This window comes from Amycolatopsis sp. CFH S0740, assembly GCF_004522315.1.
Lineage (GTDB): Bacteria > Actinomycetota > Actinomycetes > Mycobacteriales > Pseudonocardiaceae > Amycolatopsis > Amycolatopsis nivea.
Map to the genome: position 1 here is coordinate 1 of NZ_SDLS01000006.1, position 23,414 is coordinate 23,414.

23 protein-coding genes and 1 rRNA gene are annotated in these 23,414 nt (G+C 68.9%); 13 read left to right on the forward strand and 11 right to left on the reverse strand.

Features of this window, described 5'->3' with window-relative positions:
• Positions 1-71 precede the first annotated feature (71 nt).
• Positions 72-188, forward strand: a 5S ribosomal RNA gene (gene rrf / locus EIZ45_RS12370).
• Between the two features lie 127 nt (positions 189-315).
• Here rrf and EIZ45_RS12375 read toward each other — a convergent pair.
• Positions 316-753 carry an Lrp/AsnC family transcriptional regulator gene (locus EIZ45_RS12375; protein WP_134669764.1) on the reverse strand — a complete coding sequence of 146 codons (438 nt, stop codon included), beginning with the start codon at positions 751-753 and terminating at the stop codon, positions 316-318.
• A 124-nt stretch (positions 754-877) separates the two neighbouring features.
• On the opposite strand from EIZ45_RS12375, the gene EIZ45_RS12380 reads away from it, so the two are divergent.
• The 5 genes from EIZ45_RS12380 to EIZ45_RS12400 all read left to right on the forward strand — a co-directional run bounded on the left by EIZ45_RS12380 (position 878) and on the right by EIZ45_RS12400 (position 6,710).
• Positions 878-1,294 (forward strand): rhodanese-like domain-containing protein, encoded by a 417-nt coding sequence (locus EIZ45_RS12380; RefSeq protein ID WP_134669762.1) that lies wholly within the window; start codon positions 878-880, stop codon positions 1,292-1,294.
• Positions 1,291-2,040: a type 1 glutamine amidotransferase gene (locus tag EIZ45_RS12385; RefSeq protein ID WP_134669759.1), complete on the forward strand. Its 750-nt coding sequence runs from the start codon at positions 1,291-1,293 to the stop codon at positions 2,038-2,040. The genes EIZ45_RS12380 and EIZ45_RS12385 overlap by 4 nt, the downstream gene beginning before the upstream one ends.
• A 94-nt stretch (positions 2,041-2,134) precedes the next feature.
• Complete coding sequence (locus EIZ45_RS12390) at positions 2,135-3,265, forward strand: inorganic phosphate transporter (RefSeq protein ID WP_037818247.1); 1,131 nt, start codon at positions 2,135-2,137, stop codon at positions 3,263-3,265.
• A 30-nt stretch (positions 3,266-3,295) separates the two neighbouring features.
• Entirely contained in the window at positions 3,296-6,271 is a 2,976-nt protein-coding gene (locus tag EIZ45_RS12395) for a bifunctional [glutamine synthetase] adenylyltransferase/[glutamine synthetase]-adenylyl-L-tyrosine phosphorylase (protein WP_134669757.1), read from the forward strand.
• Between the two features lie 10 nt (positions 6,272-6,281).
• A complete protein-coding gene (locus EIZ45_RS12400; RefSeq protein WP_134669755.1) occupies positions 6,282-6,710 on the forward strand; it encodes a thioesterase family protein in 429 nt (142 codons plus the stop codon).
• Between the two features lie 190 nt (positions 6,711-6,900).
• On the opposite strand, the gene EIZ45_RS12405 is transcribed toward EIZ45_RS12400, so the two are convergent.
• Positions 6,901-7,452, reverse strand: a complete 552-nt coding sequence (locus EIZ45_RS12405) for a TetR/AcrR family transcriptional regulator (protein WP_134669753.1) — start codon at positions 7,450-7,452, stop codon at positions 6,901-6,903.
• 232 nt (positions 7,453-7,684) lie between these two features.
• On the opposite strand from EIZ45_RS12405, the gene EIZ45_RS12410 reads away from it, so the two are divergent.
• From EIZ45_RS12410 to EIZ45_RS12420, 3 genes are read left to right on the forward strand one after another with little or no spacing between them, the layout of a single operon-like run.
• Positions 7,685-8,137, forward strand: a complete 453-nt coding sequence (locus EIZ45_RS12410) for a (2Fe-2S)-binding protein (protein WP_037818251.1) — start codon at positions 7,685-7,687, stop codon at positions 8,135-8,137.
• Complete coding sequence (locus EIZ45_RS12415) at positions 8,124-9,086, forward strand: xanthine dehydrogenase family protein subunit M (protein WP_134669751.1); 963 nt, start codon at positions 8,124-8,126, stop codon at positions 9,084-9,086. The genes EIZ45_RS12410 and EIZ45_RS12415 overlap by 14 nt, the downstream gene beginning before the upstream one ends.
• The gene (locus EIZ45_RS12420; RefSeq protein WP_037818253.1) at positions 9,083-11,254 is read left to right on the forward strand and encodes a xanthine dehydrogenase family protein molybdopterin-binding subunit; all 2,172 of its coding nucleotides are present in this window, start codon (positions 9,083-9,085) and stop codon (positions 11,252-11,254) included. Before EIZ45_RS12415 ends, EIZ45_RS12420 begins: the two co-directional genes overlap by 4 nt.
• Before the next feature lie 144 nt (positions 11,255-11,398).
• On the opposite strand, the gene EIZ45_RS12425 is transcribed toward EIZ45_RS12420, so the two are convergent.
• On the reverse strand, positions 11,399-12,250 hold the full coding sequence (locus tag EIZ45_RS12425) for an oxidoreductase (protein ID WP_134669749.1): 852 nt from the start codon (positions 12,248-12,250) through the stop codon (positions 11,399-11,401).
• Between the two features lie 72 nt (positions 12,251-12,322).
• Here EIZ45_RS12425 and EIZ45_RS12430 point away from each other — a divergent pair, with 72 nt between their 5' ends.
• Positions 12,323-12,919, forward strand: coding sequence for a TetR/AcrR family transcriptional regulator (locus tag EIZ45_RS12430; protein WP_240690941.1), 597 nt, complete (start codon positions 12,323-12,325; stop codon positions 12,917-12,919).
• A 199-nt stretch (positions 12,920-13,118) separates the two neighbouring features.
• On the forward strand, positions 13,119-14,006 hold the full coding sequence (locus tag EIZ45_RS12435) for a hypothetical protein (RefSeq protein WP_134669744.1): 888 nt from the start codon (positions 13,119-13,121) through the stop codon (positions 14,004-14,006).
• Positions 14,007-14,053: 47 nt separating this feature from the next.
• Here EIZ45_RS12435 and EIZ45_RS12440 read toward each other — a convergent pair whose 3' ends face one another.
• The 8 genes from EIZ45_RS12440 to EIZ45_RS12475 all read right to left on the reverse strand — a co-directional run bounded on the left by EIZ45_RS12440 (position 14,054) and on the right by EIZ45_RS12475 (position 20,789).
• The gene (locus tag EIZ45_RS12440; protein ID WP_134669742.1) at positions 14,054-14,899 is read right to left on the reverse strand and encodes a hypothetical protein; all 846 of its coding nucleotides are present in this window, start codon (positions 14,897-14,899) and stop codon (positions 14,054-14,056) included.
• A complete protein-coding gene (locus EIZ45_RS12445) occupies positions 14,899-16,104 on the reverse strand; it encodes an RNA polymerase sigma factor (protein WP_134736052.1) in 1,206 nt (401 codons plus the stop codon). The genes EIZ45_RS12440 and EIZ45_RS12445 overlap by 1 nt, the downstream gene beginning before the upstream one ends.
• Positions 16,101-16,463, reverse strand: coding sequence for a YciI family protein (locus EIZ45_RS12450; RefSeq protein ID WP_037818257.1), 363 nt, complete (start codon positions 16,461-16,463; stop codon positions 16,101-16,103). The genes EIZ45_RS12445 and EIZ45_RS12450 overlap by 4 nt, the downstream gene beginning before the upstream one ends.
• Positions 16,464-16,619: 156 nt before the next feature.
• Entirely contained in the window at positions 16,620-17,447 is an 828-nt protein-coding gene (locus tag EIZ45_RS12455) for a carbohydrate-binding protein (protein WP_134669740.1), read from the reverse strand.
• A 50-nt stretch (positions 17,448-17,497) separates the two neighbouring features.
• On the reverse strand, positions 17,498-18,427 hold the full coding sequence (locus EIZ45_RS12460; RefSeq protein WP_167756426.1) for an AraC family transcriptional regulator: 930 nt from the start codon (positions 18,425-18,427) through the stop codon (positions 17,498-17,500).
• 74 nt (positions 18,428-18,501) lie between these two features.
• Positions 18,502-19,038, reverse strand: coding sequence for a helix-turn-helix domain-containing protein (locus tag EIZ45_RS12465; RefSeq protein ID WP_037818260.1), 537 nt, complete (start codon positions 19,036-19,038; stop codon positions 18,502-18,504).
• A gap of 13 nt (positions 19,039-19,051) precedes the next feature.
• Positions 19,052-20,557 carry a sodium:solute symporter gene (locus tag EIZ45_RS12470; RefSeq protein ID WP_134669738.1) on the reverse strand — a complete coding sequence of 502 codons (1,506 nt, stop codon included), beginning with the start codon at positions 20,555-20,557 and terminating at the stop codon, positions 19,052-19,054.
• Positions 20,558-20,561: 4 nt separating this feature from the next.
• A complete protein-coding gene (locus EIZ45_RS12475) occupies positions 20,562-20,789 on the reverse strand; it encodes a DUF3311 domain-containing protein (protein WP_051171722.1) in 228 nt (75 codons plus the stop codon).
• Positions 20,790-20,962: 173 nt separating this feature from the next.
• On the opposite strand from EIZ45_RS12475, the gene EIZ45_RS12480 reads away from it, so the two are divergent.
• Together EIZ45_RS12480 and EIZ45_RS12485 are read left to right on the forward strand one after the other, a co-directional pair.
• Positions 20,963-22,099: an aminotransferase class V-fold PLP-dependent enzyme gene (locus EIZ45_RS12480; RefSeq protein ID WP_134669736.1), complete on the forward strand. Its 1,137-nt coding sequence runs from the start codon at positions 20,963-20,965 to the stop codon at positions 22,097-22,099.
• Positions 22,096-23,334 (forward strand): amidohydrolase family protein, encoded by a 1,239-nt coding sequence (locus tag EIZ45_RS12485; RefSeq protein ID WP_134669734.1) that lies wholly within the window; start codon positions 22,096-22,098, stop codon positions 23,332-23,334. Before EIZ45_RS12480 ends, EIZ45_RS12485 begins: the two co-directional genes overlap by 4 nt.
• Positions 23,335-23,414 lie beyond the last annotated feature (80 nt).

Consider the following 23,414-nt stretch of genomic DNA (forward strand, 5'->3'; position numbering starts at 1 on the left):
TCCACTCTACGGTTCTGAAACACCACACCGGTCACCCCTTCAGGGGGTGGGTGTGTGTTGTTTCGGAGTGTTTCGGTGGTTTTAGCGTCAGGGAAACGCCCGGTCCCATTCCGAACCCGGAAGCTAAGCCTGACTGCGCCGATGGTACTGCAACCGAAGGGTTGTGGGAGAGTAGGACACCGCCGAACTTAACCACACAGTCTGGGCCCCGGTCGAGAACCCGTGAAGGGTTTTCCCGGGGCCCAGACTCATTTTCACGGACAAGTACGAGGCCCGGAACCCCACACGGGGAACCGGGCCTTCGTCATGCCCGGGTCACAGTGGCAGCCCGCGGCCTCGGACGGGCGACGAGAACACCAGCGAGGTCGTCGTCTCGCCGTAGCGCTGGGCCTGTTCCACAAAATGCTCCAGCTCGGCCGTCGTACGGCAGTGCACGCGGAGCTGCCAGCATTCGTCACCGGTGACGTGATCGGCGTCCGTGATCTCCGGCAGCGGAAGGATCGTCTCGCGGAAGCGCGGGCCGTCCAGGCTCCGCACACGAACCCGGACGATCGCCTGGATCGGGCGGCCCAGTTTCTCCGGATCGACACGTGCTGCGTAGCCGGTGATCACCCCGCGCTGTTCCAGCCGGCGCACTCGTTCCGTCACGGCGGGGGCGGACAGCGAGACCCGGCGGCCGAGTTCCGAGAACGTCAGGCGGCCGTCGGACTGGAGCAGCTCCAGCAGGTGCCGGTCAACGTCGTCCAGGTCCATCGCGGCACCCTCTCAGAAACTCCAGGCCAACTGCCGTCCAGACCCGGAAAACCCTGGTGAGGACGGCGGAACACCTGGATCTTCCCCTGTCCCGGACCAGGACCGGAACGGGAGGATCACCAGTGTGAAACCGCGCATCCTCTCCCTTCCCCACGAAGCCGCCAACGCCGTCGAGTACTTCGGGCGTGAGCTCGCCTTCGAGGTCGACCCGGTCGACCTCGCCCAGGACCTCGCCGACGGACGCACCGACGGCTACGTCCTCGTCGAAACCCGCAGCCCGGGCGCGTACGCCGAAGCTCACCTGCCGGGCGCGATCTGCTTGCCGTACCGGGAAATGACCGAGGAAAGCACCCGTGACCTCGACCGGAACCTCGTCTACGTCTGCTACTGCGAGAGCATCTACTGCAACGCCGCCACCCAGGGTGCGCACCGGCTCGCGCAGCTCGGCTTCACCGTGAAGCGGCTCTCCGGCGGCATCACGACCTGGCTCGCCCACGGCTATCCGACGGAGGCCGGAGAGCCCGTACCCTGGACGCCGTGACTCGTCTGCTCATCATCCAGCCCGACGCCAGCGATCCCATCGGCCCGCTCGGGGAGTGGCTCACCGAGGCCGGCGCGGAACTCGACGTGCGGCTGCCGCCGGAGCAGGAGTTGCCCTCGAGCCTCGACGGGTACGACGGGTTGATCTGTCTCGGCGGCGGCATGGGCGCGCTCGACGACGCGAAGCACCCCTGGCTCGCCGACGTCCGGAAGCTGCTCGCCACCGCGGCGGGGCATGCCTTGCCGACGCTCGGGATCTGTCTCGGTTCGCAGCTGCTCGCCGTCGCGACCGGCGGGCAGGTCGCGAAGGGCGAGTCCGGTCCCGAGGTCGGGCCGGGGCTCGTGTCCAAGAAGGACGCCGCGTGGGTCGATCCGCTCTTCGCGGACATGCCCTTCCTCCCGGACGTCCTGCAGTTCCACGGCGACGTCGTCACTGTCCTGCCGCAGAGCGCCGAGCTGCTCGCGTCCACTCCGAAGTACCCGCACCAGGCGTACCGGATGAACCGTTGTGTCTACGGTGTCCAGTTCCACATCGAGACCACGCCGGACGTCGTCCGCGCCTGGGCCGAGGCGGCACCGGAAATGGCGGAACTCACCCGTCCGGGCGCGCTGGAGGAGGAGAGCCTGATCTCAGCGCACGCGGACATCGCCGAGACGTGGCGTCCGTTCGCGCACCGGTTCGTCCAGTTGGCCGCCGGTCGGCTGGAGGCGGCTCCGGAAAGTCAACGCCAGTTGCCGCTCGCTTAACGGATGACGTCGGAATCACTTACGGCGAGTTAACGGTTCACCCAAACGGTCAGGTACCTTGCGAGAGGTATTTCCGTAGGGTTCGGAGGTCGGGGTGGACCCCTCGCTGCTCGTTGTCGTCGTGATCTGCACGGCGCTGGTTTTCGATTTCACCAACGGCTTCCACGACACGGCGAACGCGATGGCGACCTCGATCGCCACCGGAGCACTCCGGCCCCGCGTCGCCGTCGCGATCTCCGCGGTGCTGAACCTGGCCGGCGCGTTCCTGTCGGTCGAGGTCGCGAAAACGATTTCCAGCGGTCTCGTCGACGAGACGAGGATCGGGCCCGCCATCGTGTTCGGCGGGCTCATCGGGGCGATCGTCTGGAACCTCTTCACCTGGTACGTCGGCCTGCCGTCGAGTTCGTCGCACGCGCTGTTCGGCGGCTTGATCGGCGCGACCTGGGTGTCCGCGGGCGCGGACTCCGTCCACTTCGGCAAGATCGTGGACAAGGTGCTCGTCCCGGCCGCGGCGTCGCCGATCATCGCGGGAGTGGCAGCGGCCGCGGTCACGTACTTCGTCTACCGGTTCCTGGTGCGCAAGCGCGGCGGACGGGGTTTCCGGGTCGGACAGATTGTCTCCGCGTCGCTGGTCTCGCTCGCGCACGGCACCAACGACGCGCAGAAAACCATGGGTGTCATCACCCTGACCCTCGTAGCGGCTGGCAGTCTCCCTGCCGGGTCCGCGCCGCCCGTCTGGGTGATCATCAGCGCCGCGTCCGCGCTCGCGCTCGGCACGTATCTCGGCGGCTGGCGCATCACCCACACCCTCGGCAAGGGCCTCACCGACATCGAAGGCCCGCAGGGCTTTTCCGCGCAGACCAGCAGCGCTGTCGTGATCCTGCTGTCCTCGCACCTAGGTTTCCCGCTGTCGACCACGCACGTCTGCTCGGGCGGCATCATCGGCTCCGGCGTCGGCAGGCGCGAGGCTCCGGTGCGCTGGCGGATGGCGGGCCGGATGGTGCTCGCGTGGCTGTTCACGCTGCCCGCGGCGGCGATCGTCGGCGCCGCGGCGGGCAAGATCGCCTCGCTCGGCGAGGCCGGGACGATCGCGGTCGGCGTCGCCGGGATTCTCTTCGCGGCCGGGATTTACCTCCTATCCCGGCGCAAACCCGTCACCGCGCACAGCTTCCAGGTCCCCGAACCCTCCGCAGTCGACACCGAACCGGACCGCCTGGCTGCCTGAACCGCCCCGGGTCCGGCTACGGTGTGAGCGATGGCAGAGCGCGCGCGGACCACAGCTTCGGCGGCCAGGTACGGCTTCACTGACACCCGGGCCGACGGTCAACTGCGCGCCGCGGGCTGGTGGACCGAAGGCGGACCCGCCGACGGCTCCACCGACGTCCTCCTCGCCCTCTCCCGTGCCGCGGATCCGGATCTCGCGCTGGCCGGGCTCGACCGCATTCGCGAGGCCGACGAACCCGGCTGGCCTGAGCTGGACAGCACGCTTCGCGAGAACCGCACGTTCCGCGGTCGGCTACTGGGCGTGCTCGGCACCTCCACCGCGTTGGCGGATTTCCTCGTCGCCAATCCGGGGGAATGGCGGTGTCTCGCGGACAACCGGTGCACCGACCCGGCGAAGTTCGCGGAGCGGCTGCTCGAGCGGGTCCGCCAGGACGACGGGACGTACTTCACCGGGACCGCCGCCGAATCCGAGCTGCGGGCCGGTTACCGCGGGCTGCTGCTCGGCATCGCCGCGGCTGACCTCGGCCACCTCGTCGAACCCGGGCTGGAACATCCGGAGTTCCGCGATGTAGCCAGCGAACTGACCACTCTCGCCGAGGCTTCGTTGCAGGCCGGGCTCGTCGTCGCCGAGCAGGAGGTCGGCGCGTCCGCCGAAGGCACGCTCGCGGTGATCGCGATGGGAAAGACCGGCGGCCGCGAGCTGAACTACGTGAGCGACGTCGACGTCATCTTCGTCGGGGCCGGCGACCTCGGCGTCGCGACCCGGCTGGCCAGCACGATGATGCGGCTGGTCGGCAACGCGTGCTTCGAGGTCGACGCGGCGTTGCGGCCGGAAGGCAAGAGCGGGGCGCTGGTGCGCACGCTCGAAGGGCACACCGCGTACTACCAGAAGTGGGCGAAGACCTGGGAGTTCCAGGCTTTGCTGAAGGCGCGTCCGGTGGCGGGCGACGCCGAACTGGGCCGCCAGTACGCGGAGATGGTCGCGCCGATGGTGTGGTCGGCCGCGGACCGCGAGAACTTCGTGACCGAGGTCCAGCAGATGCGCCGGCGGGTGGAGGACCACGTCGCGTCGGAGCATCTCGAACGCGAGCTGAAGCTGGGCCGCGGCGGCCTGCGCGACGTCGAGTTCGCCGTGCAGCTGCTGCAGCTCGTGCACGGCCGGGTCGATCCCGCGCTGCGTTCTTCGTCCACTTTGGACGCATTGGCCGCGCTGGGCGACGGCGGGTACGTCGGCCGCGCGGACGCGGCGGAGATGAGCTCGTCGTACGAGTTCCTGCGCACCGTCGAGCACCGGCTGCAGTTGCGCCGATTGCGGCGGACGCACCTGTTCCCGGCCGCGTCGGACACCGATGAGCTGCGGATTCTCGCCCGTGCCTGCGGGATTCGGCCGGTGCGCGGACGCAGTCAGGGCGAGGCGTTGCTCGCCGAGTTCCGCCGCCACGCGCAGGGGATTCGGCGGCTGCACGAGAAGGTCTTCTACCGTCCGCTGCTGCAGTCGGTGGCGAATGTGCCGACGGAAGCGTTGCGGCTCACCACGAAACAGGCTGCGAGCCGCCTCGCCGCGCTCGGGTATGCCGCGCCGGAAGGGGCGTTGCAGCACATCAAGGCGTTGACCGCCGGGGTGTCGCGGCGCGCGGCGATTCAGCAGGCGTTGCTTCCGGTGTTGCTCGATTGCCTCGCTGACACGCCGGATCCGGACGGTGGGCTGCTCTCGTATCGCAAGGTGTCCGAGGCGCTGCAGGACACGCCGTGGTACCTGCGGGTGCTGCGTGACGAGGGCACTGTCGTCGAGCGGCTCGCTTTCCTGCTCGGCACGTCGAACCTGGTTCCGGACCTGCTCGTCCGCGCGCCGGAAGTGCTGCAGCTGCTGGGAGATCCGGCTCGGTTGACCGGACGTACGCCAGCCGAAGTGGCGACGTCGCTTCGGGCCGCCGTACGTCGTCAGCCTGGGCTGAGCGCGGCGGTCACCGCTGCTCGGTCGCTGCGTCGGCATGAGCTGCTTCGCGTCGCGTGCGCGGATTTGTTGGGACTGCTGGATGTTCCGTCGGTCTGCGAAGCGCTGTCGAGCGTGTGGGTCGCGGTGTTGCAGGGAGCGCTGTCGGCGGCTTATCGGCAACGGCAGGCTGAGCTGGGGCGCACTCCGGCGACGATCGCGGTCATCGGCATGGGACGGCTCGGCGGGGCGGAACTGGGCTACGGCTCGGACGCCGACGTCCTCTTCGTCTGCGAGCCCGCAGAAGGGGTTCCGGACGCCGAAGCGCTGCGGTTCGCCTCGTCGGTCGCGGAGACGGTGCGGAAGATCCTCGGCGCGCCGAGCGCGGACCCGGCGCTGGTCGTCGACGCGGATCTCCGGCCGGAAGGACGCAGCGGGCCGCTCGTGCGGACGCTGGAGTCGTACCGCGCGTACTACCAGCGCTGGGGCGAGGTGTGGGAATCGCAGGCGTTGCTGCGGGCCCGGTTCGTCGCCGGCGACGAGGAGCTCGGCCAGCGGTTCATCGAGATGATCGACCCGTTGCGCTATCCCGAAGGCGGGCTCGACCCGACGGACGCGCGCGAAATCCGGCGGATCAAGGCGCGGGTGGAGACCGAACGGCTCCCGCGTGGCGCCGACCCGACCCGGCACACCAAACTCGGCCGCGGCGGTCTCGCCGACGTCGAGTGGACCGTCCAGCTTCTGCAGTTGCAGCACGCGCACGAGGTGCCTGGCCTCCGGACGACCTCGACGCTCGACGCGCTGACCGCCTTGGCCGAGGCGGGCCTCGCGTCGGCCGAGGCGGTGGACTCGTTGCGCGAGGCCTGGCTGCTGGCCACGCGCGTGCGCAACGCGACGATGCTGGTGCGCGGCAAGGCAGCGGACGAGGTGCCCGGCACCGGCCGCGACCTGGCCGCGGTGGCGCGCGTGTTCGGCTACTCGGTGGACGACGACCCTGGCGAGTTCCTCGACGCCTACCGCCGTGTGACGCGGCACGCGCACGCCGTGGTCGAGGAACTCTTCTACGACAACTAGCCTGGACCTCGTGACCGACCGCGAACCGTTCCGCACCCGGATCAAGGTGCGCCACTACGAACTCGACACGCTGGGCCACCTGAACCACGCCGTGTACCACTCGTACGGCGAGGTTTCGCGGCTGGAAGTTTTCGAGGCGGCAGGCGGCAACACCCTGCACGAATCGCGTCTCGCGCCGGTGCTGCTCGAATCGAACATCGTGTACCGGCGGGAACTGCGCGCCGGCGACGTGGTGGACGTGACCTGCGACGCCTCGTTCGGCGACGGCAAGGTGTTCTGGATGACCTCGCGCATCGTCAAACTGGACGGGACGCTGTCGGCCGAGATCAAGTGCACGCTGGGGCTGATGGATCTGGAGAAGCGCAAGCTGGTGCCGGATCCGCGGGGGCATTTCGAGCGGGCCGGAGTCGACCTGAAGGTGCTGTCCACTTCGGAGTGAGCGCGCCTGGCCCAGACTTTCGAGACCTCTGGTGTGGGAGCGGCGCTCGGGCAACTCGCCGCCCTGTTCGGCATGAATCCGGCCGACCGCGAGGCCGATGCCCCGGAATTCGTGGTGACGGTCCGACGGCATACCCGAAAGCCAGCGCGAGGACCGTCGTCGAAACCCTCGCCGCGGCTTGACGCCGGGGTCAGTCCAGCCGCATCCCGTGCCACACCAGGTCCACCACCCCTTCCGTCTCGGCTTTCCAATCTCCTTCCGGGGTAAGGAAAAACAACCCGCCGAGACCGCGCATCAGGGTTTCCGTCTTCAGGTCCGGGCGGATCGTGCCCGCCTCCGCGTTCGCCTCGCGCAGGGTGTCGAGCGCGTCGAGCATCCGCGCGTACGCCTGCGTCGGCAGTTCGCTCTGCGACGCGCGCAACGCGTTGGCCAGCCCGCGTTTCGTCATCATGTAGTGCGCCAGGTGGTCCACGATCCAGACGCGCAGCGCCTGATCGGGGGAATACTCGGCGAGCAATTCGGGCACGATCTCGACGAGCTGGTTCACCTCGCGTTCGTAGACGGCCAGCACCAGCGACTCCGGCGTGGGGAAGTGCCGGTACACCGTGCCGACGCCGACGCCCGCCTCCTTGGCGACCGCGTTGAACGACACTTCTCCTGCCCGGCTCACGGTTTCCGCCGCGACCGCGAGGATCCGTTCGTGGTTGCGCCGGGTGTCCGCCCGCCGCGGGCTCACCGGCATCGCGCCTCCCGGGGTGCTTCGCTTGCCTGACCTGGAGCTGCTCCAGCGTCACCTGGAGTAGCTCCACTTCGTTGCGTAGCGGATTCTAATCCGCTAGCCTCGGTCAAAGCGAGCCAAGCGGATGAATATCCGGTTTAACCTCCGGCGGCTCGCGTTCCCGAAGGGCCGTCACCACCACCATCACGCCGCAGGACGTCCGCCGCGGACGGGCTGCGGGAAAGCGAACCCTACTGTGGACATTTCCCTTGAAGTCAATGGAACAACCGAGGAGCTCGGCGTCGATCCGGGAGTGACCCTCCTGGACGCGCTGCGCGAGCGGCTCGGCATCACCGGCCCGAAGAAGGGCTGCGACCGCGGTCAGTGCGGCGCCTGCACCGTGCACGTCGACGGCAAGCCGGTGCTGTCCTGCCTCACGCTCGCGGCCGCCGTGCGCGGTCCCGTCACCACCGTCGAAGGACTGTCCGCCGAGGACGAACTGCACCCGGTGCAGCAGGCGTTCGTGGACCAGGACGCGCTGCAGTGCGGGTTCTGCACGTCCGGGCAGGTGATGTCGGCGGTCGCCGCGGTGCGCGACGACGTGTCCGACGTCCGCGAGTTCATGTCCGGAAATCTGTGCCGTTGTTCGGCGTACCCGAACATCGTGCGCGCCGTGGAGCAGGCGAGGCAGGCCGATGCGACCGTTTGAGCTCACCGCACCCGCCACCGTCGAGGACGCGCTGGGCAGCGCGGGCACCTACCTTGCGGGCGGCACCACCCTGGTCGATCTGATGAAGCTCGACGTTCTCACCCCGCAGCAGGTGCTGGACATCAACGACCTTCCGCTGCGGGGCATCGACACCGCGGACGGCCTGCGCTTCGGCGCGCTGGAGCGGATGGGCGACATCGCCGCGCATCCCGGCGTGTACCCGGCGATCTCGCGCGCGCTGTTGCTCAGCGCGTCGCAGCAGCTGCGGAACATGGCCAGCATCGGCGGAAACCTGATGCAGCGCACCCGGTGCTCGTACTTCCGGGACGTCGCGATGCCGTGCAACCGGCGTGCTCCGGGCAGCGGCTGTTCGGCGATTTCCGGCGTCAACCGGATGCACGCGATCTTCGGCACCAGTGATTCCTGCGTGGCCACCCACGCCAGCGATGTCGCGGTCGCGCTGGTCGCGCTCGACGCGGAGGTCGTGCTGGCCGGCGCCGAGGGCACCCGGACGGTCCCGCTGACCGAGTTCTACCGGCAGCCGGGCGAAACCCCGGAGATCGAGCACGACCTGCGTCCGGGCGAGCTGATCACCGAGGTGCGCGTGCCGCGGCTCGACTGGGCGGAGAACTCGACGTACGTCAAGATCCGCGACCGGCAGTCGTACGAGTTCGCGCTGTGCTCGGCGGCGGTCGCGCTCGACGTGCGCGACGGGAAGATCGCCGACGCCCGCGTGGCGGCTGGCGGAGTCGGGACGGTTCCGTGGCGGCTGCCCGCCGTGGAAGAGGCGCTGCGCGGCGCGGAGCTGACCGAGGAAGCCTTCGCCGCTGCCGCCGCGGTGGCCGTCGAGGGGGCAAAGCCGTTGTCCGGCAACGTGTTCAAACCTTCGCTGCTGAAGCGGACGATCGTCCGCGCGCTGCTCGAACTGACCGAAGGGAGCCGGGCATGAGTGCGCGGCTGGACGGTCCGCGGAAAGTCACCGGCCAGGCCGATTACGCGCTGGACCGCACGTTCCCGGGCATGCTGTACGGGTACATCGTGCTCAGCACGATCGCGCACGGCGAGATCACCGCGATGGACGTCACCGCGGCGAAGAGCGCGCCCGGGGTCGTGAGCGTCTACAGCCCGTTCGACCCGCTCGAACTGCACCCGTTCAAGTCGCAGCTGATGGGCGATTTGTGGCTCCCGCTGCAGGACCGGGACGTGGTGTTCTACGGGCAGCCGATCGGGCTGGTCGTCGCGGAGACGTTCGAACAGGCACGGGACGCGGCGGGGCTGATCGAGGTCTCCTACCAGGAAAAGCCCGCGCTGACGTCGATGGAGGACGGGCTCGCGACCGCGGAGGACGCACCGGAAAGCCGGGGCAGCGCGCCGTCGATCGAGGTGCTCGCCGACGGGGTCGAGTCCATCGCGGACGCACTGGCGGAGAGCGCGGTCGTCGTTTCGGAGACCTACCGCACCGCGACGCAGAACCACGCTGCGATGGAGCCGCATTCGGCGGTCGCGAAGTGGGACGGCGGCGAGCTCACCCTTTACAGCGGAAACCAGGCCAGTTACCTGCAGGCCATGGAAATGGCCGGGGTGCTCGGCATCGAGCCGTCGGCCGTGCACGCGGTGAACCCGTACGTGGGCGGCGCGTTCGGCGGCAAGGCGGGCACCTCGGCTCCGGGGATGCTGGCCGCGGCCGCCGCCAAGGCGCTCGACCGTCCGGTGAAGTGCGCGCTCACCCGCGAGCAGGTGTTCACGGCGACGGCGAACCGGCCGGCCACGGTGCAGAAGATCGCACTGGGCGCGGACCGCGACGGCACGCTGATCGCGGTGCAGCACGACTCCTGGTCGGCCACGTCGATGAGCCGGTCCTTCGTGGAGCCGACGTCGCACGGCACCTCGCGCGAGTGGTACTCGACGCAGAACCTGTCGATCAGCCAGAAAATGGTGCCGCTGCACATCCCGCCGGGCACGTTCATGCGCGCGCCCGGGGAGGCGTCGGGTTCGTTCGCGCTCGAAAGCGCGATCGACGAACTCGCGATCGCGCTGGAGATGGATCCGATCGAACTGCGGAAGCGCAACAGTTCGCTGGCTCCTCCCGGCGTCGATCTGCAGTGGTCGAGCAAGCATCTCGACGAGTGCTACGAGGTCGGGGCGCAGCGGTTCGGCTGGGCGAACCGGTCGCCGCGCGGGCACGTCGACGGGGACTGGCTCGTCGGCATGGGCACGGCGACCGCGATGTTCCCGGGGCTGCGCTTCCCGGCGACGGTCGAGATCGTGCTCAACGCGGACGGGACCGCGGACGTGTCCACCGGCGGGGCCGACCCGGGCACCGGGCTGCTCACCGTGCTGGCCACGATCGGGGCCGAATCCCTCGACATCGACCCGGAACGCGTCACCCCGCACCTGGGCGACTCCCGGTTCGCGCCGGGCGGCATGTCCGGCGGCTCGACCGCCACGGCGAGCACCGGCACCGCGATCATGCTCGCGGCCACCGAACTGCTCGACGAACTGGTGGCGCTCGCCGCCGAGCCGGGCGCGCCGTTCGAGGGCGAGGTCGTCACGTACGCCGAGGGGCTGCTGCACGGCAACAACGGCACCATGCCGTTCGGCGAACTGCTGCGTGCGATCGGCCGGGAATCCTTGTCCGCCAGGGGTTCCTCGGCTCCGGGCGAGGAGATGACGAAGCATTCGTTCAGCTCGTTCGGCGCGCAGTTCTGCGAGGTCCGGGTGCACCGGCTGACCCGCGAGGTCCGGGTGTCGAGGATGCTGGGCGTCTTCGACGGCGGCCGGATCATCAACCCGACGCAGGCGCGGAGCCAGCTGTCCGGCGGCATGATCTGGGGCGTTTCGGCGGCCCTGCACGAGGGGCTGGAAACGGAGCCGAGCGGACGTCCCGCGAACGCGGACTTCGCGAGCTACCTGCTGCCGGTCAACGCCGATATCCCGGAGATCGACGTGCAGTTCGTCGAGTACCCGGACACGCTGCACAACGCGGTCGGAGCCCGCGGAGTCGGCGAGATCGGCGCGGTGGGCATGGCGGCCGCGGTGGCGAACGCGGTGTGCAACGCGACCGGGATCCGGGTGCGGAGCATTCCGATCATGATCGAGGATCTGCTGGTGGAGTGACCGAGGAGGGGGCGTCCGGGTGCGGGCGCCCCCCATCCGGCTTAACCGGCGGCTCGGACTCGGCGGTTTCGCGGGTCGTCGGGGAGTGCGCCGCAGTGCGGTTGCACCTTTTCCGCGGTTCCCCTCGCGGACGTTCACCGCTGCTCAGCCAGGCAGCTGAGCCCCGTCCGGAAAGTCGGTGGACCGGCTCAGCTCCGCCCATTCCGAGATCTCCTTGTCGACCGCCGCGCGTCCGTTCGCGATGAGGCGGAGGGCGTCGGAGCCGAGGACCAGGTGCGCGGGCGGGTTCGGCACGTCGAGGATGTGCAGCACCGCTTCCGCGGCCTTCTTCGGGTTGCCGAGCTGTTTGCCGCTGGCCGCGAGGCGGTGGTCGCGGATCGGGTTCATCACCTGGTCGTAGTCCGGCACCGAGCGGTCGGTACGGACCATTGACCGGCCCGCCCAATCGGTGCGGAACGAACCCGGCGCGATCGCGGTGACGTGCACGCCGAACGGCGCGACTTCCTTGCCCACCGTTTCGAGAATGCCCTCGACGGCGTACTTGCTGCCTTGGTAAAACGACGTGCCCGGCACGGTGATCAGCCCGGCCATCGACGTCACGCCGAGGATGTGCCCGCGCCGCCGTTGCCGCAGGTACGGCAGCACCGCCTTCACCGTCGCGACGACGCCGAACACGTTCACCTCGAACTGCGCGCGCAGCTCAGCCATCGTCGACTCTTCGAAGACGCCCTCGTGGCCGTATCCGGCGTTGGCGATGGCGACGTCGATCGGCCCTACCTCGGCCTCGATCTCGTCGACGGTCCGGAACACCGCGTCGTCGTCGGTGACGTCGAGGATGCGCGCGAGGGATTTCCCCGGCTGGAGCTGCTCGAACTCCTCGGCGTCGGCCTGCTTCCGGACGGTGCCGACGACGGTGTGGCCGGCACCGAGCGCGGCCTCGGCGAACGCCCGGCCGAGGCCTGAGCTGGCGCCGGTGATCAGGAAGAGCTTGGTCATGCGGCAAACTCTACACCGCGTCGAGAAAAATCTGCACAGCGTCAAAAATAGTCGGCGTGATAGAACGTGCAGGTGGAAGAGCGAAGCACCCGCCGCCGGACGGCTCCGACCAAAGGAGACCTGCGCGAACGCGCGATTCTCGACGCGGCGGAGCAGCAGCTCAACGAGACGGGCGGGGCGTGCATGACCGTCGCCACGATCGCGCAGGAAGCCGGGATCACCCGGGGCGCGCTCTACTTCTACTTCGGGTCCAAGAACGAGGTGCTCGCCGCGCTGGTCGAGCGGACGGTGGCCAAGCTGCGCGCCGAGGTCGACGCGGTGGACGCGGCCGCCGCGGCTCCCGGCGACGCGGTCCGGCAAGGGCTCGAGCAGACCGCGCGGATGTGGCGCGAGCACGGCACGGTGATGCGCACGGCGGTGGAGCTCTCCCCGTCGGTTCCGGCGATCGATCAGGCGTGGCGCTCCGCGGTGGTCGCGCTCGCCGACACCATGGCAGGCGTCGCCGAACGCGCCGGACTCCCGTCCGGAACCGCGGCGGAGGTCGCCGCGGCATTGGTCTGGATGACCGAACGCGTCTTCTACCAGGCGTTTATCGCGGACAACTCGCTGGATGATGCGGCCGCGACGCTGACCCGGGTGTGGCTGGCGGCGCTCGGCGTCCCGGCCTAGCGCCTGGCCGCTCGGCGGGGGCACATCGGAAAGCGACGTGTACTAGAGGGTTGCGACGCCCTTCGAGGTCGTGCCCGCACGGACCAGGCGGGCGCGACATTGGGGCAACGATGGCTCTCCGCGGAACTTCGAGGCAACGTCATTCGGTGCTTCACGTCTTTGTGGGCAGAGATTCGCCAAAAGACACGGGGAGCACGAAATGGGATTCACCGCGATGAAGTCGATGAAGCTGGTCATGGTCGGCGGGGCGGTCGCCGCGACCGCGTTGCTTTCCGCGTGCAGCGGAAACAATGTCGACGGAAATGGTTCCGCGGCGAAGAGCGTTTCCGACGCGGCGGCGGTCAAGCAGAACCCGCAGGGCGGTTCCGCCGGTGCGGCGGGCACCGCGGCCACGTCGAACGGCGATGTCAACTGCAGCAAGCACGGCGGGCAGGTCGGCCCGGCCGGCGGCAAGCAAATGGATCTGATCGCGGTGCAAAGCGCGAACGGAACCATTCCCGGCTGCACCGAAGCATTCAATGTGATGACGAAATACTACGAATTGGCGCCGTCGCAGGGCGAAGGCCCCGGCCACCGGGTTCTCGGCATTGAAGGGCACTGGGACTGCGCCTTGGGCGCGGAAGAGGAATTCGCCCAGGGCGTCGTGAACTGCGGCAAGGACGGCGGCACCGAGTTCATGATCAAGACCGCGCCGACCGGCGGCACCGGCGGCCAGCAGCCCGCCGCCCCGACGCGCCGCTTCCCGAACACGACGCAGACCGTGCAGTTCGCCGGGTTCGACCGTTCGGTGAACATGGCCCAGTTCCAGCTGGTCACCTGGAAGAAGGGCGGCCCGGACAACGGCCAGTTCGTCCCGGCCGACGCCAAGACCTACCGGCTCCCGGTGAGCAAGACCGCGCAGGTCTTCGGCGCGGCCGAACTGTGCCCGGGCGGCGAGGTCGCCCTCGACCCGCAGGGCCGCGGCACGAACCCGTGCACCGAGCAGGCTCTGATGGACGCGCTGACCGGCGCGAAGCCGCTGTACGCCGAGATCCACGTCGACAAGAACGACACCATCGACGTCGTCAAGGAGCTCTACCGCCCCTGAGCGGATCGCGAACCGGCGGCCGGGTGCGTCCTGGCCGCCGGTTCGCATTATGCGGTGAGTTTCCGTTGCCCGGCATCGAAACTGCGCAACGCGGCGCCGACGGCCGCGGCGACGGTGATCTCGTAGACCTCGTCTTCCTGGTATTTCGTGGTCAGCTCGGCGAAATCGGCATCGGTGAGCCGGTAAGACGCGTCGCGAACCTTCTCCGCGAACGGCTGCAGCGGCGCGGGCAGGCCGTCGCCGCTGGCCGCCGCTTTGCGCAGCGCCGGGTCGGTTGACGCGGGTGCGGTGAACACGGAATATCGCAGGTTCTCCACCGGATCCTCGTGCGTGCCGCTCGGACCGCCGGCGAGCAGGAATCCGGGGAACCGGTACCCGAATTTGTGCAGGGCACGGGTCCCGCTCTCCAGTTGCCCTTCGCGGAGCACGAAGCCGAACGCGTTCGCGAGCCGGTTCACGATGTTCCACACCAGATTCACCCGCAGCGCTTCGCGAATCGCTTCCGGCGGAAGATCCGGCAGCACGATCTGGTCCGGGTTCAGCGTGACGGTCTCCAGGAACGCCCGAACGGTGCGCACCTCGGGCCGCGCCGCTTCCGGTCGCGACGGGTCGATCTCGCCTTGTCCGGCGATCCGGGTCAGCTCTGCGTGCGAGTCGATACAGAACGGGCACTCGTGCAGCAACGCCGTTGACATGGCGAGGAATTCGCGTTCCCCGGCCGTCCAGAACGACGGGCCGCGCATCGCCGGAACGGTGACGTCCAGCAACGGACGGGCGAAAAAGCCGGGCCGGTACAACAGCATCTTGACTATGTCCGGCGGCTGTTTCGACGTGGCCGACATGAACATCTTGGCGCGCAAGCGATGTCCGTTGTCGAGAATGGACAGTCTCATCAGGACTCCAAGGTGGTCAAGCGGCTGGCGAGGAATCGCCGGTCGGCTGGGTTGACAGCGAGTTCGTGGGCGCGCCGGTACGCGGCCATCGCCTCGTCGGTACGGCCGAGTCGGCGCAGCAGATCGGCGCGCGCGGCGTGCATGAGGTGGTACCGGTCAAGGCCGTCGATACCGTCGATCAGCGCCAGGCCTTCTTCCGGGCTGGTGGCCATGGCGACCGCGACGGCGTGGTTCAACGCGATCACCGGCGACGGATTCGTTTCGTACAACCGTTGATACAGTCCAGCGATCGCCGTCCAGTCGGTGTCCGCCGCGGAACGAGCCTGCGCGTGCTGGACGGCAATGGCGGCCTGCAACTGATACGGCCCAGGATTCTCGAAGCGCAGCGCCCGGTCCAGCAGACCGATCGCCTCGGCGATTTCTCCGTGGTCCCAACGGCTTCGGTTCTGGTCTTCGAGCAACACGACGTCGCCGTCGGGCGTGTAGCGAGCGGCGGTGCGCGAATCGTGCACGAGCAGCAGCGAAACCAGGCCGAGCGCCTCGGGTTCGTCCGGCATGAGCGTCGCGACCAGTTTCGCCAGCCGGATCGCTTCCTGTTGCAGCTCCCGGTGTTCCGGCGCGGTGTAGCCTTGGGTGAAGATCAAGTACAACACCGCCAAGACCCCGGACAACCGCTCCGGCAGCAGATGATCGGCCGGTACGGCGAGGCTGATCCCGGCGTCGCGGATCTTGCGTTTGGCCCGCACCAGCCGCTGCGCCAGCGTCGCCTCGCTGACCAGGAACGTCCGCGCGATCTGCGCCGCGGTCAGCCCGGCCACCGCCTGCAGGGTCAACGCGACGCGGGCCTCCTCGGCGAGCGCGGGGTGGCAGCAGGTGAAGACGAGACTGAGCCGTTCGTCGCCGATCGCGAGCAGGCTGTCCTCGGACCGATCCACCGTGACCTCCGGCTGTTCCCCGAGCTGAGCGAGCTTCTCCAGGCCGCGGCGGGCGCGCCGGAGCCGGTCGATCGCGCTGTTGCGGGCGGCGGTCAGCAGCCACGCCATGGGGTCGTCCGGCGGCTTGTCGCCCCAGCTGCGCAGGGCGAGCGCGCAGGCGTCCTGGAGCGCGTCCTCGGCGAGTTCGAAGTCGCCGAGGACGCGAACCAGCGCCGCGAGCATCCGGGCCCGGTGCTCGCGATAGACCTCCCGCAGCAGCGGCGACGTCATGCGTGGCCGGTCAGCCCGGGCACACTGGCGACCGGGCGCACCTCGACGGTGCCGACCGCGGCCATCGGACACAGCGCGGCGAGTTCGAGGGCTTCGTCGAGATCGCGGCAGTCCAGGACGTAGACGCCGCCGAGATGCTCGTGGGTCTCCAGGAACGGCCCGTCGGTGATCAGCGTCTTCCCGTCGCGGACGCTGACCGTGGTGGCGGTGTGCTCGCCTTGCAGCGGATGCTCGGACACGAGCGCCCCGCGCCGGCGGCATTCGTCGGCGAACGCGTTCACCCTGGCCAGCGCGTCCGGGAAGGCCGGATCGCCGGGTTCCGGGCGGTCGCAGTTGTAGATCACCAGCAGGTACAGCATGTGTCCTCCGAGGGCCGGTCCGGTGAGTTGGTTAATGGAAGACGAACGCCTCGACCGTAACTCGACAGCGCGTGCCGGGCTTCTCGGAAATTCCCGGAGAACGGAGAACGGAGAACGGCGGGCCCGGGGGAGCCCGCCGTTCTCGTGGGGAGGGGATCAGCCCTTCTGCCACAACGCTGGCGCGTTGGGCGGTTCCCAGCCCTGCTGGGCGGTGTGGCCCTGCAGGCACACGTAGCTGACCCCGTTGAACGTGACGCGCGTGCCGGCGGGATACGACTTGCCCGCGGTCCAGGACGTCCCGCCGGGCTGCCCGGTCGGCGACGTCGGACTCGTCGAGGGCCCGCCGGTCGGCGTCTGCTGGACGTTGAGCACGAAGTCGAACGCCGCCTCCTTGGCGTTGTTCGGGGCGTCGCGGACGGTCATGAGCAGCCGCGGGTCGAAGATCGTGTCGGTGTTGTTCCGCGGTTCGCCCGGGAAGTACAGCTGGGTCGTCAGGATCGGCTCCCCGGGGGCCTGCACCTTGACGTGGATGTGCCGCGTCCGGCCGGGGTAGAGGCCGGGCACGATCGTGGTCAGCTTGAACTCGCCGAGGTCGTTCGTGTACTGGTGCCCGCGGAAGGTGTAGCCGACGTTGTCGTACGCGCCGTTCACGTCCGCCTGCCAGAAGTCCAGCAGGGCGCGGCTGACGGGCTGGCAGGACAGCCCGAACACGTAGCCGCTCACGGTGAGCCGCTGGCCCGGGGTGTTGGCGTCGACGAGCACGCTGCGCTCGGGGGAGTTCGGCTTGAAGTACGGGCCTTCGGTCTGGTCGATCGTCGGCTCGTCGCCGTCGTGGCAGTACGGGGTGGGCTCGACCTTCTGCCCGCCGGCGAAATTCGTGCGGGCCAAGGCGGGGCCGCCGACGAGTGCCACCGGCGCGGCGACTCCGGCGGCCAGCGCGGCCTTCAGCACTGCCTTGCGGCTGAACTTTCTGTCTTCGTCCATGCCTGCTCCTCGGTGGGGGCTCGGGATTCCCCTCGACGGTAGGGAGGAGATCAGCCCGCAGCGATGGACGGAGTCATGCAGTCGTGGTGAATCTTCGGGGCTGTGTCGCCGGTGCGGCGGAATCCGCCGGGGCTCAACCCGGTTTCGCGCCGAAAGAACCGACAAAAGTAGGCCGGGTCAGCGAATCCGACGCGGCTGGCCACCTGCCGCACGGACAGATTCGTCCGCAGCAGGAACCGTTTCGCCTCTTGGGTCCGCGCCTCGCGCACCAATTCCGCCGCGGTACGCCCGGTTGCCGCCTTGACGGCCTCGGTGAGATAGCCCGGAGTGACGCCGAGCCGTTCGGCGTGCGCGCGCACCGACCACAGTCCCAGCTCCGATTTTTCCGCCTGCTGCGCGAATTCCGCCGCTACCGCGCGGGCTGGGGCTGGCGCGGACGGAATCCCGGGAAGCCGCCCGGCGCGCACGATCAACACGTGCAGCAGCGCGCGCAGCACGGATTCGCCGTCCTCGCCGCCGCGCCGGAATTCCTCCTCGAGTTCGGCGATCAGCCGCGCGGTCCGGTCGTGTTCGGCCCGGTCCAGCCGCAGCCACGGCCGTTCGCGCAGCCTGCGCAGGGTTTCTCGGTCGGCCGGATGGTCGAAGAGGAAGTCGTCGGTGAACAGCACGACCGATCCGGCGAGTTCGCTCGCCTCCCAGTGGTGCACCTGGCCCGGCGTGACGACGCCGAGGTGCGGCGGGCTCAGCTCCCACCGCGTCAGGTCGACCACGTGCGCACCGGTCCCTCCGGTGACGAGCACGATTTCGTAAAACGTGTGCCGGTGCGGGAATTCCGCCCTCGACAACGGGCCCACCGCGTCGAAAGACCCGACCGCGAACGGCACCGCGTCCGGCGCGGGCACCTCAAGCCGGTGCAGCGGAAGTTCACCGGTTTTGACCGGTCGGCAGCACATTCCCGGAGGCACCGTCGTCCCTCGCATCAGTCCGTCCTTTTCGCCGGTTTCGGAACGAAAAGTCTAGACCAATTTTGGCCACGATACTTCCGACGGAAGTATCAGTAACTCGGTGGAGTGACGCTCACGAGGAAACGGGCGGTGGTCCGGCCGTCGTTGCGGAAGCGGTGCGGGATGGTCGAATCGAAGTGGCAGCTGTCGCCCGTCTTGAGCACGTGCGTCTGCTCGCCGACCTGGACGGTCAGCCGTCCGGCGATCACCACCACGCATTCCTCGGAGGGATGCGAGCGCAGTTCGTCGGACGAGGCGCCGCCGGGTTCGAGCACGCCTTCGAGCACCTCGAGCTTCGCGCCGCCGGGGGAGGCGCGGGTGTAGGTGATCGCGTGGTGCGGCGAGGAGATCCGGTACCGGTCGTCGTGCCGGATCACCGCGACGGTTTCCTCGTCCGGCTCCTGGAACAGGCTGAACAGCGGGATGTCGAGCACCTCGGCGATGCGCCGCATGGTTTCCAGGCTGGGGTCGGTGACGCCCCGCTCGACCTGGCTGATCAACCCGGTCGACACGCCCGCCTGGTCGGCGAGCTGGCGCACGGTCAGCCCGCGCAGGGTGCGGAATTCGCGGATCCTCGTCACGGTCACCCGATCATTATCGTCAAACGGTGCTCCGGCGCAGGTCACTGGCCTCCGCGGGTCCCGCTGGGCGGTCCCCTGCCCCGACTTCGACCGCGGTGCGCGACGGCGGGCGGGTCACCAGGCTGACCGCCACGGTCACGATCAGGTTGACGACGAGCGCGGGCAATCCGACGACGGTTCCGGGCGGCATCGCGTGCGCGACGAGCGAACCGAGCGCGGGCACCCCGACGATCAGCCCGCCGCACAACGCACCCGCCGCCAGTCCGGGCGCGGTGACCCGGCGCCACAGCATCGAAAGGAACAGCGCGGGAGCCAGCTGGCCGACGGCGCTGTACACGTTCGTCATGATGCTCAACAGTTTTTCGTTGCTGTGCGCGACAAGAAGTACGGAAAGCGCAGTGAAAACGAGGACGCCCACGCGCATCGCAGTCAGCGACGAGGCCCATTTCTTCGACCGGGCCCCGAGCACGTTGCGGGTGAACAGGCTGCTGGCCGCGAGCACGAGCACCGCGGTCGGCACGAGCGCGACGAGAATGCCCGCGCCGCCGAGCAACCCGATGACCCATTCCGGATACTTCTCGCGCACGAAAATCAGCAGCGACGCGTTCGCCTGTTTGTCGGTCAGCTTCGGCAGCGCGAGCACCGCGGCGAGCGCGATCATCACGATCAGGACGTAGAACAGCGAATACAGCGGCTGGACGACTTGATTGCGGCGGATCGTCGCGACGTCCTTCGCGCTGTAGGAGACCTGGAACATGTGCGGCAGCGCGAACGAGCCCAACGGCGTGAGCAGCAGGAAGCTCATCCACCACCAGGTGTTCGTGGCGGTCGAACCGTGGAGTCCGGGCAGTGTCGCGCCGTTCGGATGCGCTTGTTTCATCGCGTCGAACACGCCGAGCGGACCGCTCATGCCGGCCGCGTCCGCCGCGCCGATCGCGACCACGAGCAGGATCGCGATCAGCAGGACGTCCTTGACGATCGCGGTGAACGCGGCGCTGCGCATCCCGCCGACCAGCACGAACCCGGCGACCAGCGCCCCGCCGGCGACGACGTAGACGAGCGACGGGACCTCGCTGCCGAACAGGCTCGCCAGGATCAGGCTGAGCCCGGTCAACTGGACCTGGGCGTACAGCAGTAGCGCGACGATCCCGAAGACCGCGATCAGGCCGCCGAACCAGCGGGCTTCGAAGCGCGTGGTGAAGTAGTCGGCCATGGTGACCAGGCCGTGCTGTTTGCCCGCGCGCCAGATCTTCGGCACCACCCAGTAGCCGACCGCCGCGGTCAGCACGACCGTGCCGAGGACGTAGAACCCGGGCGCGCCGTTGCTGAACACGCCCTGCGACGCGCCGAGCAGCGCGAACGTCGTGAAGGTTTCGCCGACCAGCAGGAACCAGAACAGCCAGGTGCCGAACCGGCGTCCGCCGACGGACCATTCCTGCAGATTCATCGCCCGGCCGCGCGCGGCGGCGACGGTGCCCCAGACGATCGAGCCGACCGCGATCAGGAGAGCGAGTGCCAGTGCCATCGCGCTACACCCGGTCCAGGTCGCCGCGGCGGCGGTCGATCGCGTAGACGAGACCGATCGCGCCCGAGCCGATCAGCACGCCCGCGGTCATCCACACCAGCAGGAACGGGATCGAGCCGAAGACGTAGTCGATCCGGTTGACCAGGGGGATCGCCGCGACGCACCACGCGAACGGGACGACGAGCAGAAGCCAATGCCAGCGGCGGCGGTTGCCTGGTGCGGTTCGGGTCATGATCGCTCCTCAGCTACCCACGTCGATGTGTTCAGCCTGGATGAATGTGCATCAGTGTGAGCGATGACTTGTGTCGCGTCAATGACGACAATCGTGGCGACGCGAGAGAGGGTTGCGCAGTGGAAGTGCTCGCTGTTCACTGTGGCTGACGGCAGTTCTCGCGGAGGTGACTCGTGGATCCCGACCGGTTCCGTGCCCAGTTCCCCAGTTTGGCCGACACCACGCACCTGGCTTCGTGCAGCCAGGGCGCGGTTTCCACGCAGGTCACCGCGGCATTGGGGGAGCTGGCGTATTCGCTGCGCGACCAGGGTGCGCCGTGGGGCCCGTGGATGACCGAAGTCGAGCGTTTGCGCACCGCCGCGGCGGGTTTCCTCCATGCGCACCCGGACGAGATCGCGTTGGTGCCCTCTGCGTCGCACGCCGCTTTCCAGGCGGTCAACGCGGTCGACTTCGACGACGGCGGCGTGATTGTGTCGATGGCGTCGGAGTTTCCCAGCGTCGGGCAGGTGCTGCACGCGCAACGTCCGGCACGCGAGCAGATGCGGTGGGTCAGCCAGGACGCGATGCGTTCGCTCGGAGTGATCGAGGCTTACCGTGCTCAGATCGATTCGTCGACTCGGCTCGTGTCGATCCCGTTCGCCTTGTACACCAACGGTTCCCTGCAACCGGTGAACGAAATCGCCAAACACGCGCGAGCCGTCGGGGCCCGAGTTTTAGTCGATGCCTACCAAGCGGTCGGTGTCGTCCCCGTCGACGTCACACAACTGGACTGCGACTACCTGATCACCGGCACCCTCAAGTATTTGCTTGGCCTGCCCGGAATCGCGGTGCTGTTCGCCCGCAGCGGCGTCGAAGACCACCAACCGCCGCGGATGACCGGCTGGTTCGGCCGCGTCGACCCGTTCGACTTCGATCCCGCGCTCCTCGACGTCCCGACCAGCGCCCGCCGTTTCGAATCCGGCACCCCTGGAATCCCCGCCGCCTACGCCGCCCGCGCCGGCATCGAAGTCCTCAGCCACCTCGATCCCGCGGCAGCCTGGGCCCACGTCGAACGCCTGGTCGCGGAAACCACCGAACGCCTCACCGCTGCTGGCGAAACCCTGAACGGACCGGCCCCCGACGCTCGCCCCGGTCCGCAAGTCGCACTGGTCGACGCCGACCCCGTTGCCCTGGCGGACTTCCTCGCCGCCCGCCGCATCGTCACCGCGCCGCGCGGATCGAACCTGCGGATCTCCTTCCACTGCTACAACACCACCGACGACATCGACCGCCTGTGCACGGCGCTCGCGGAATACCGGAGGCAAGCATGATCCTCACCGCCGCGCGGCTCTTGACTGACGCGTCCGCCCCGCTGGTCCACGACGCCGCCGTCGCCGTCTCGGACGGCGTGCTCACCTATGCCGGACCCCGGAATTCCGCTCCGGATGGCCCGGTGACCGACCTCGGCGACGTCACCCTGATGCCCGGATTGATCGACTGTCACGTCCACCTCTGCCAGGACCCGGGTTCCGGCGAAGTCAGCCTGGAAATGCCCAGCGACGATGACGCACTGAGCCGCCGGATGATCGCCAACGCGCAGCGATTGCTCGACGCCGGAGTCACCACCGCCCGCGATCTTGGCGCGCCCGGCACCCTGGGCACCCGCGTACGAGACCTGCTTGCCGCCGCCCCGAACGCCACCCCGCGAATCCTCGCCGCGAACGCCCCGATCACCGTCACCAACGGCCACGCCGCGTCCATGGGCGGCATCGCGGACGGCGTCGACCAGGTCCGCGCGAGGGTCAAACAGCACGCGGAGGACGGCGTCGACCTGATCAAAGTCATGACCACTGGCGGCTTCATGACCCCCGGCAGTCATCCGGCGCAAGCGCGCTACACCGTGGATGAGCTGACCGCGTTGGTGTCCGAAGCACACGCCCGTTCGCTGCCGGTCACGACGCACGCGCTGGGCGTCGAAGGCATCGAACGAGCCGTGCTCGCCGGGGTCGACTGCATCGAACACTGCGGCTGGGTCACCCGTACCGGTACGGAATTCGATCCGCGAATCGCCGAGATGATCGTTTCCCGCGGAATCGCCGTGAGCCCGACCATGAACACTGCTTGCACCGCAGCGGACTACATGTGCCCCTGGGACGAACGCGACGCCGTGGTCGGCAACCTGCGTGCGCTGATCGCCTTGGGAGCCATCATCGTCGCCGGAACGGACGCTGGAATTCCGCTCGTGCACTTCGAACGCTACGCCGACTGTCTGGACACCTTCGCCGAAGCCGGAATGACTCCGCGCCAAGCGATCGCCAGTGCCACCTCAGTCGCCGCTCGCGTGTGCGGCCTGTCGGACGTAACCGGTCGCTTGGTCCCCGGTCTGCGCGCGGACGTGATCGCGGTGGACGGCGACCCGACCGAGTCGCTGGCTTCGCTGCATCACCCGCGTTTCGTCCTGGCGGACGGTCTTCGCCACGAAATCCGCAACACCGACCTGGGAACGGGCGATTCGGCCGCGCGGGAGCGCATCCGCCGGAACCTCGAACAGGGGGCTGGACGATGACAGACTGCGGAACGTACGTGAGGGGAACCCTCACGTACGCAGATTCCCTCAGGGTTCCCCTCACGTACCTCTGCCGAGCC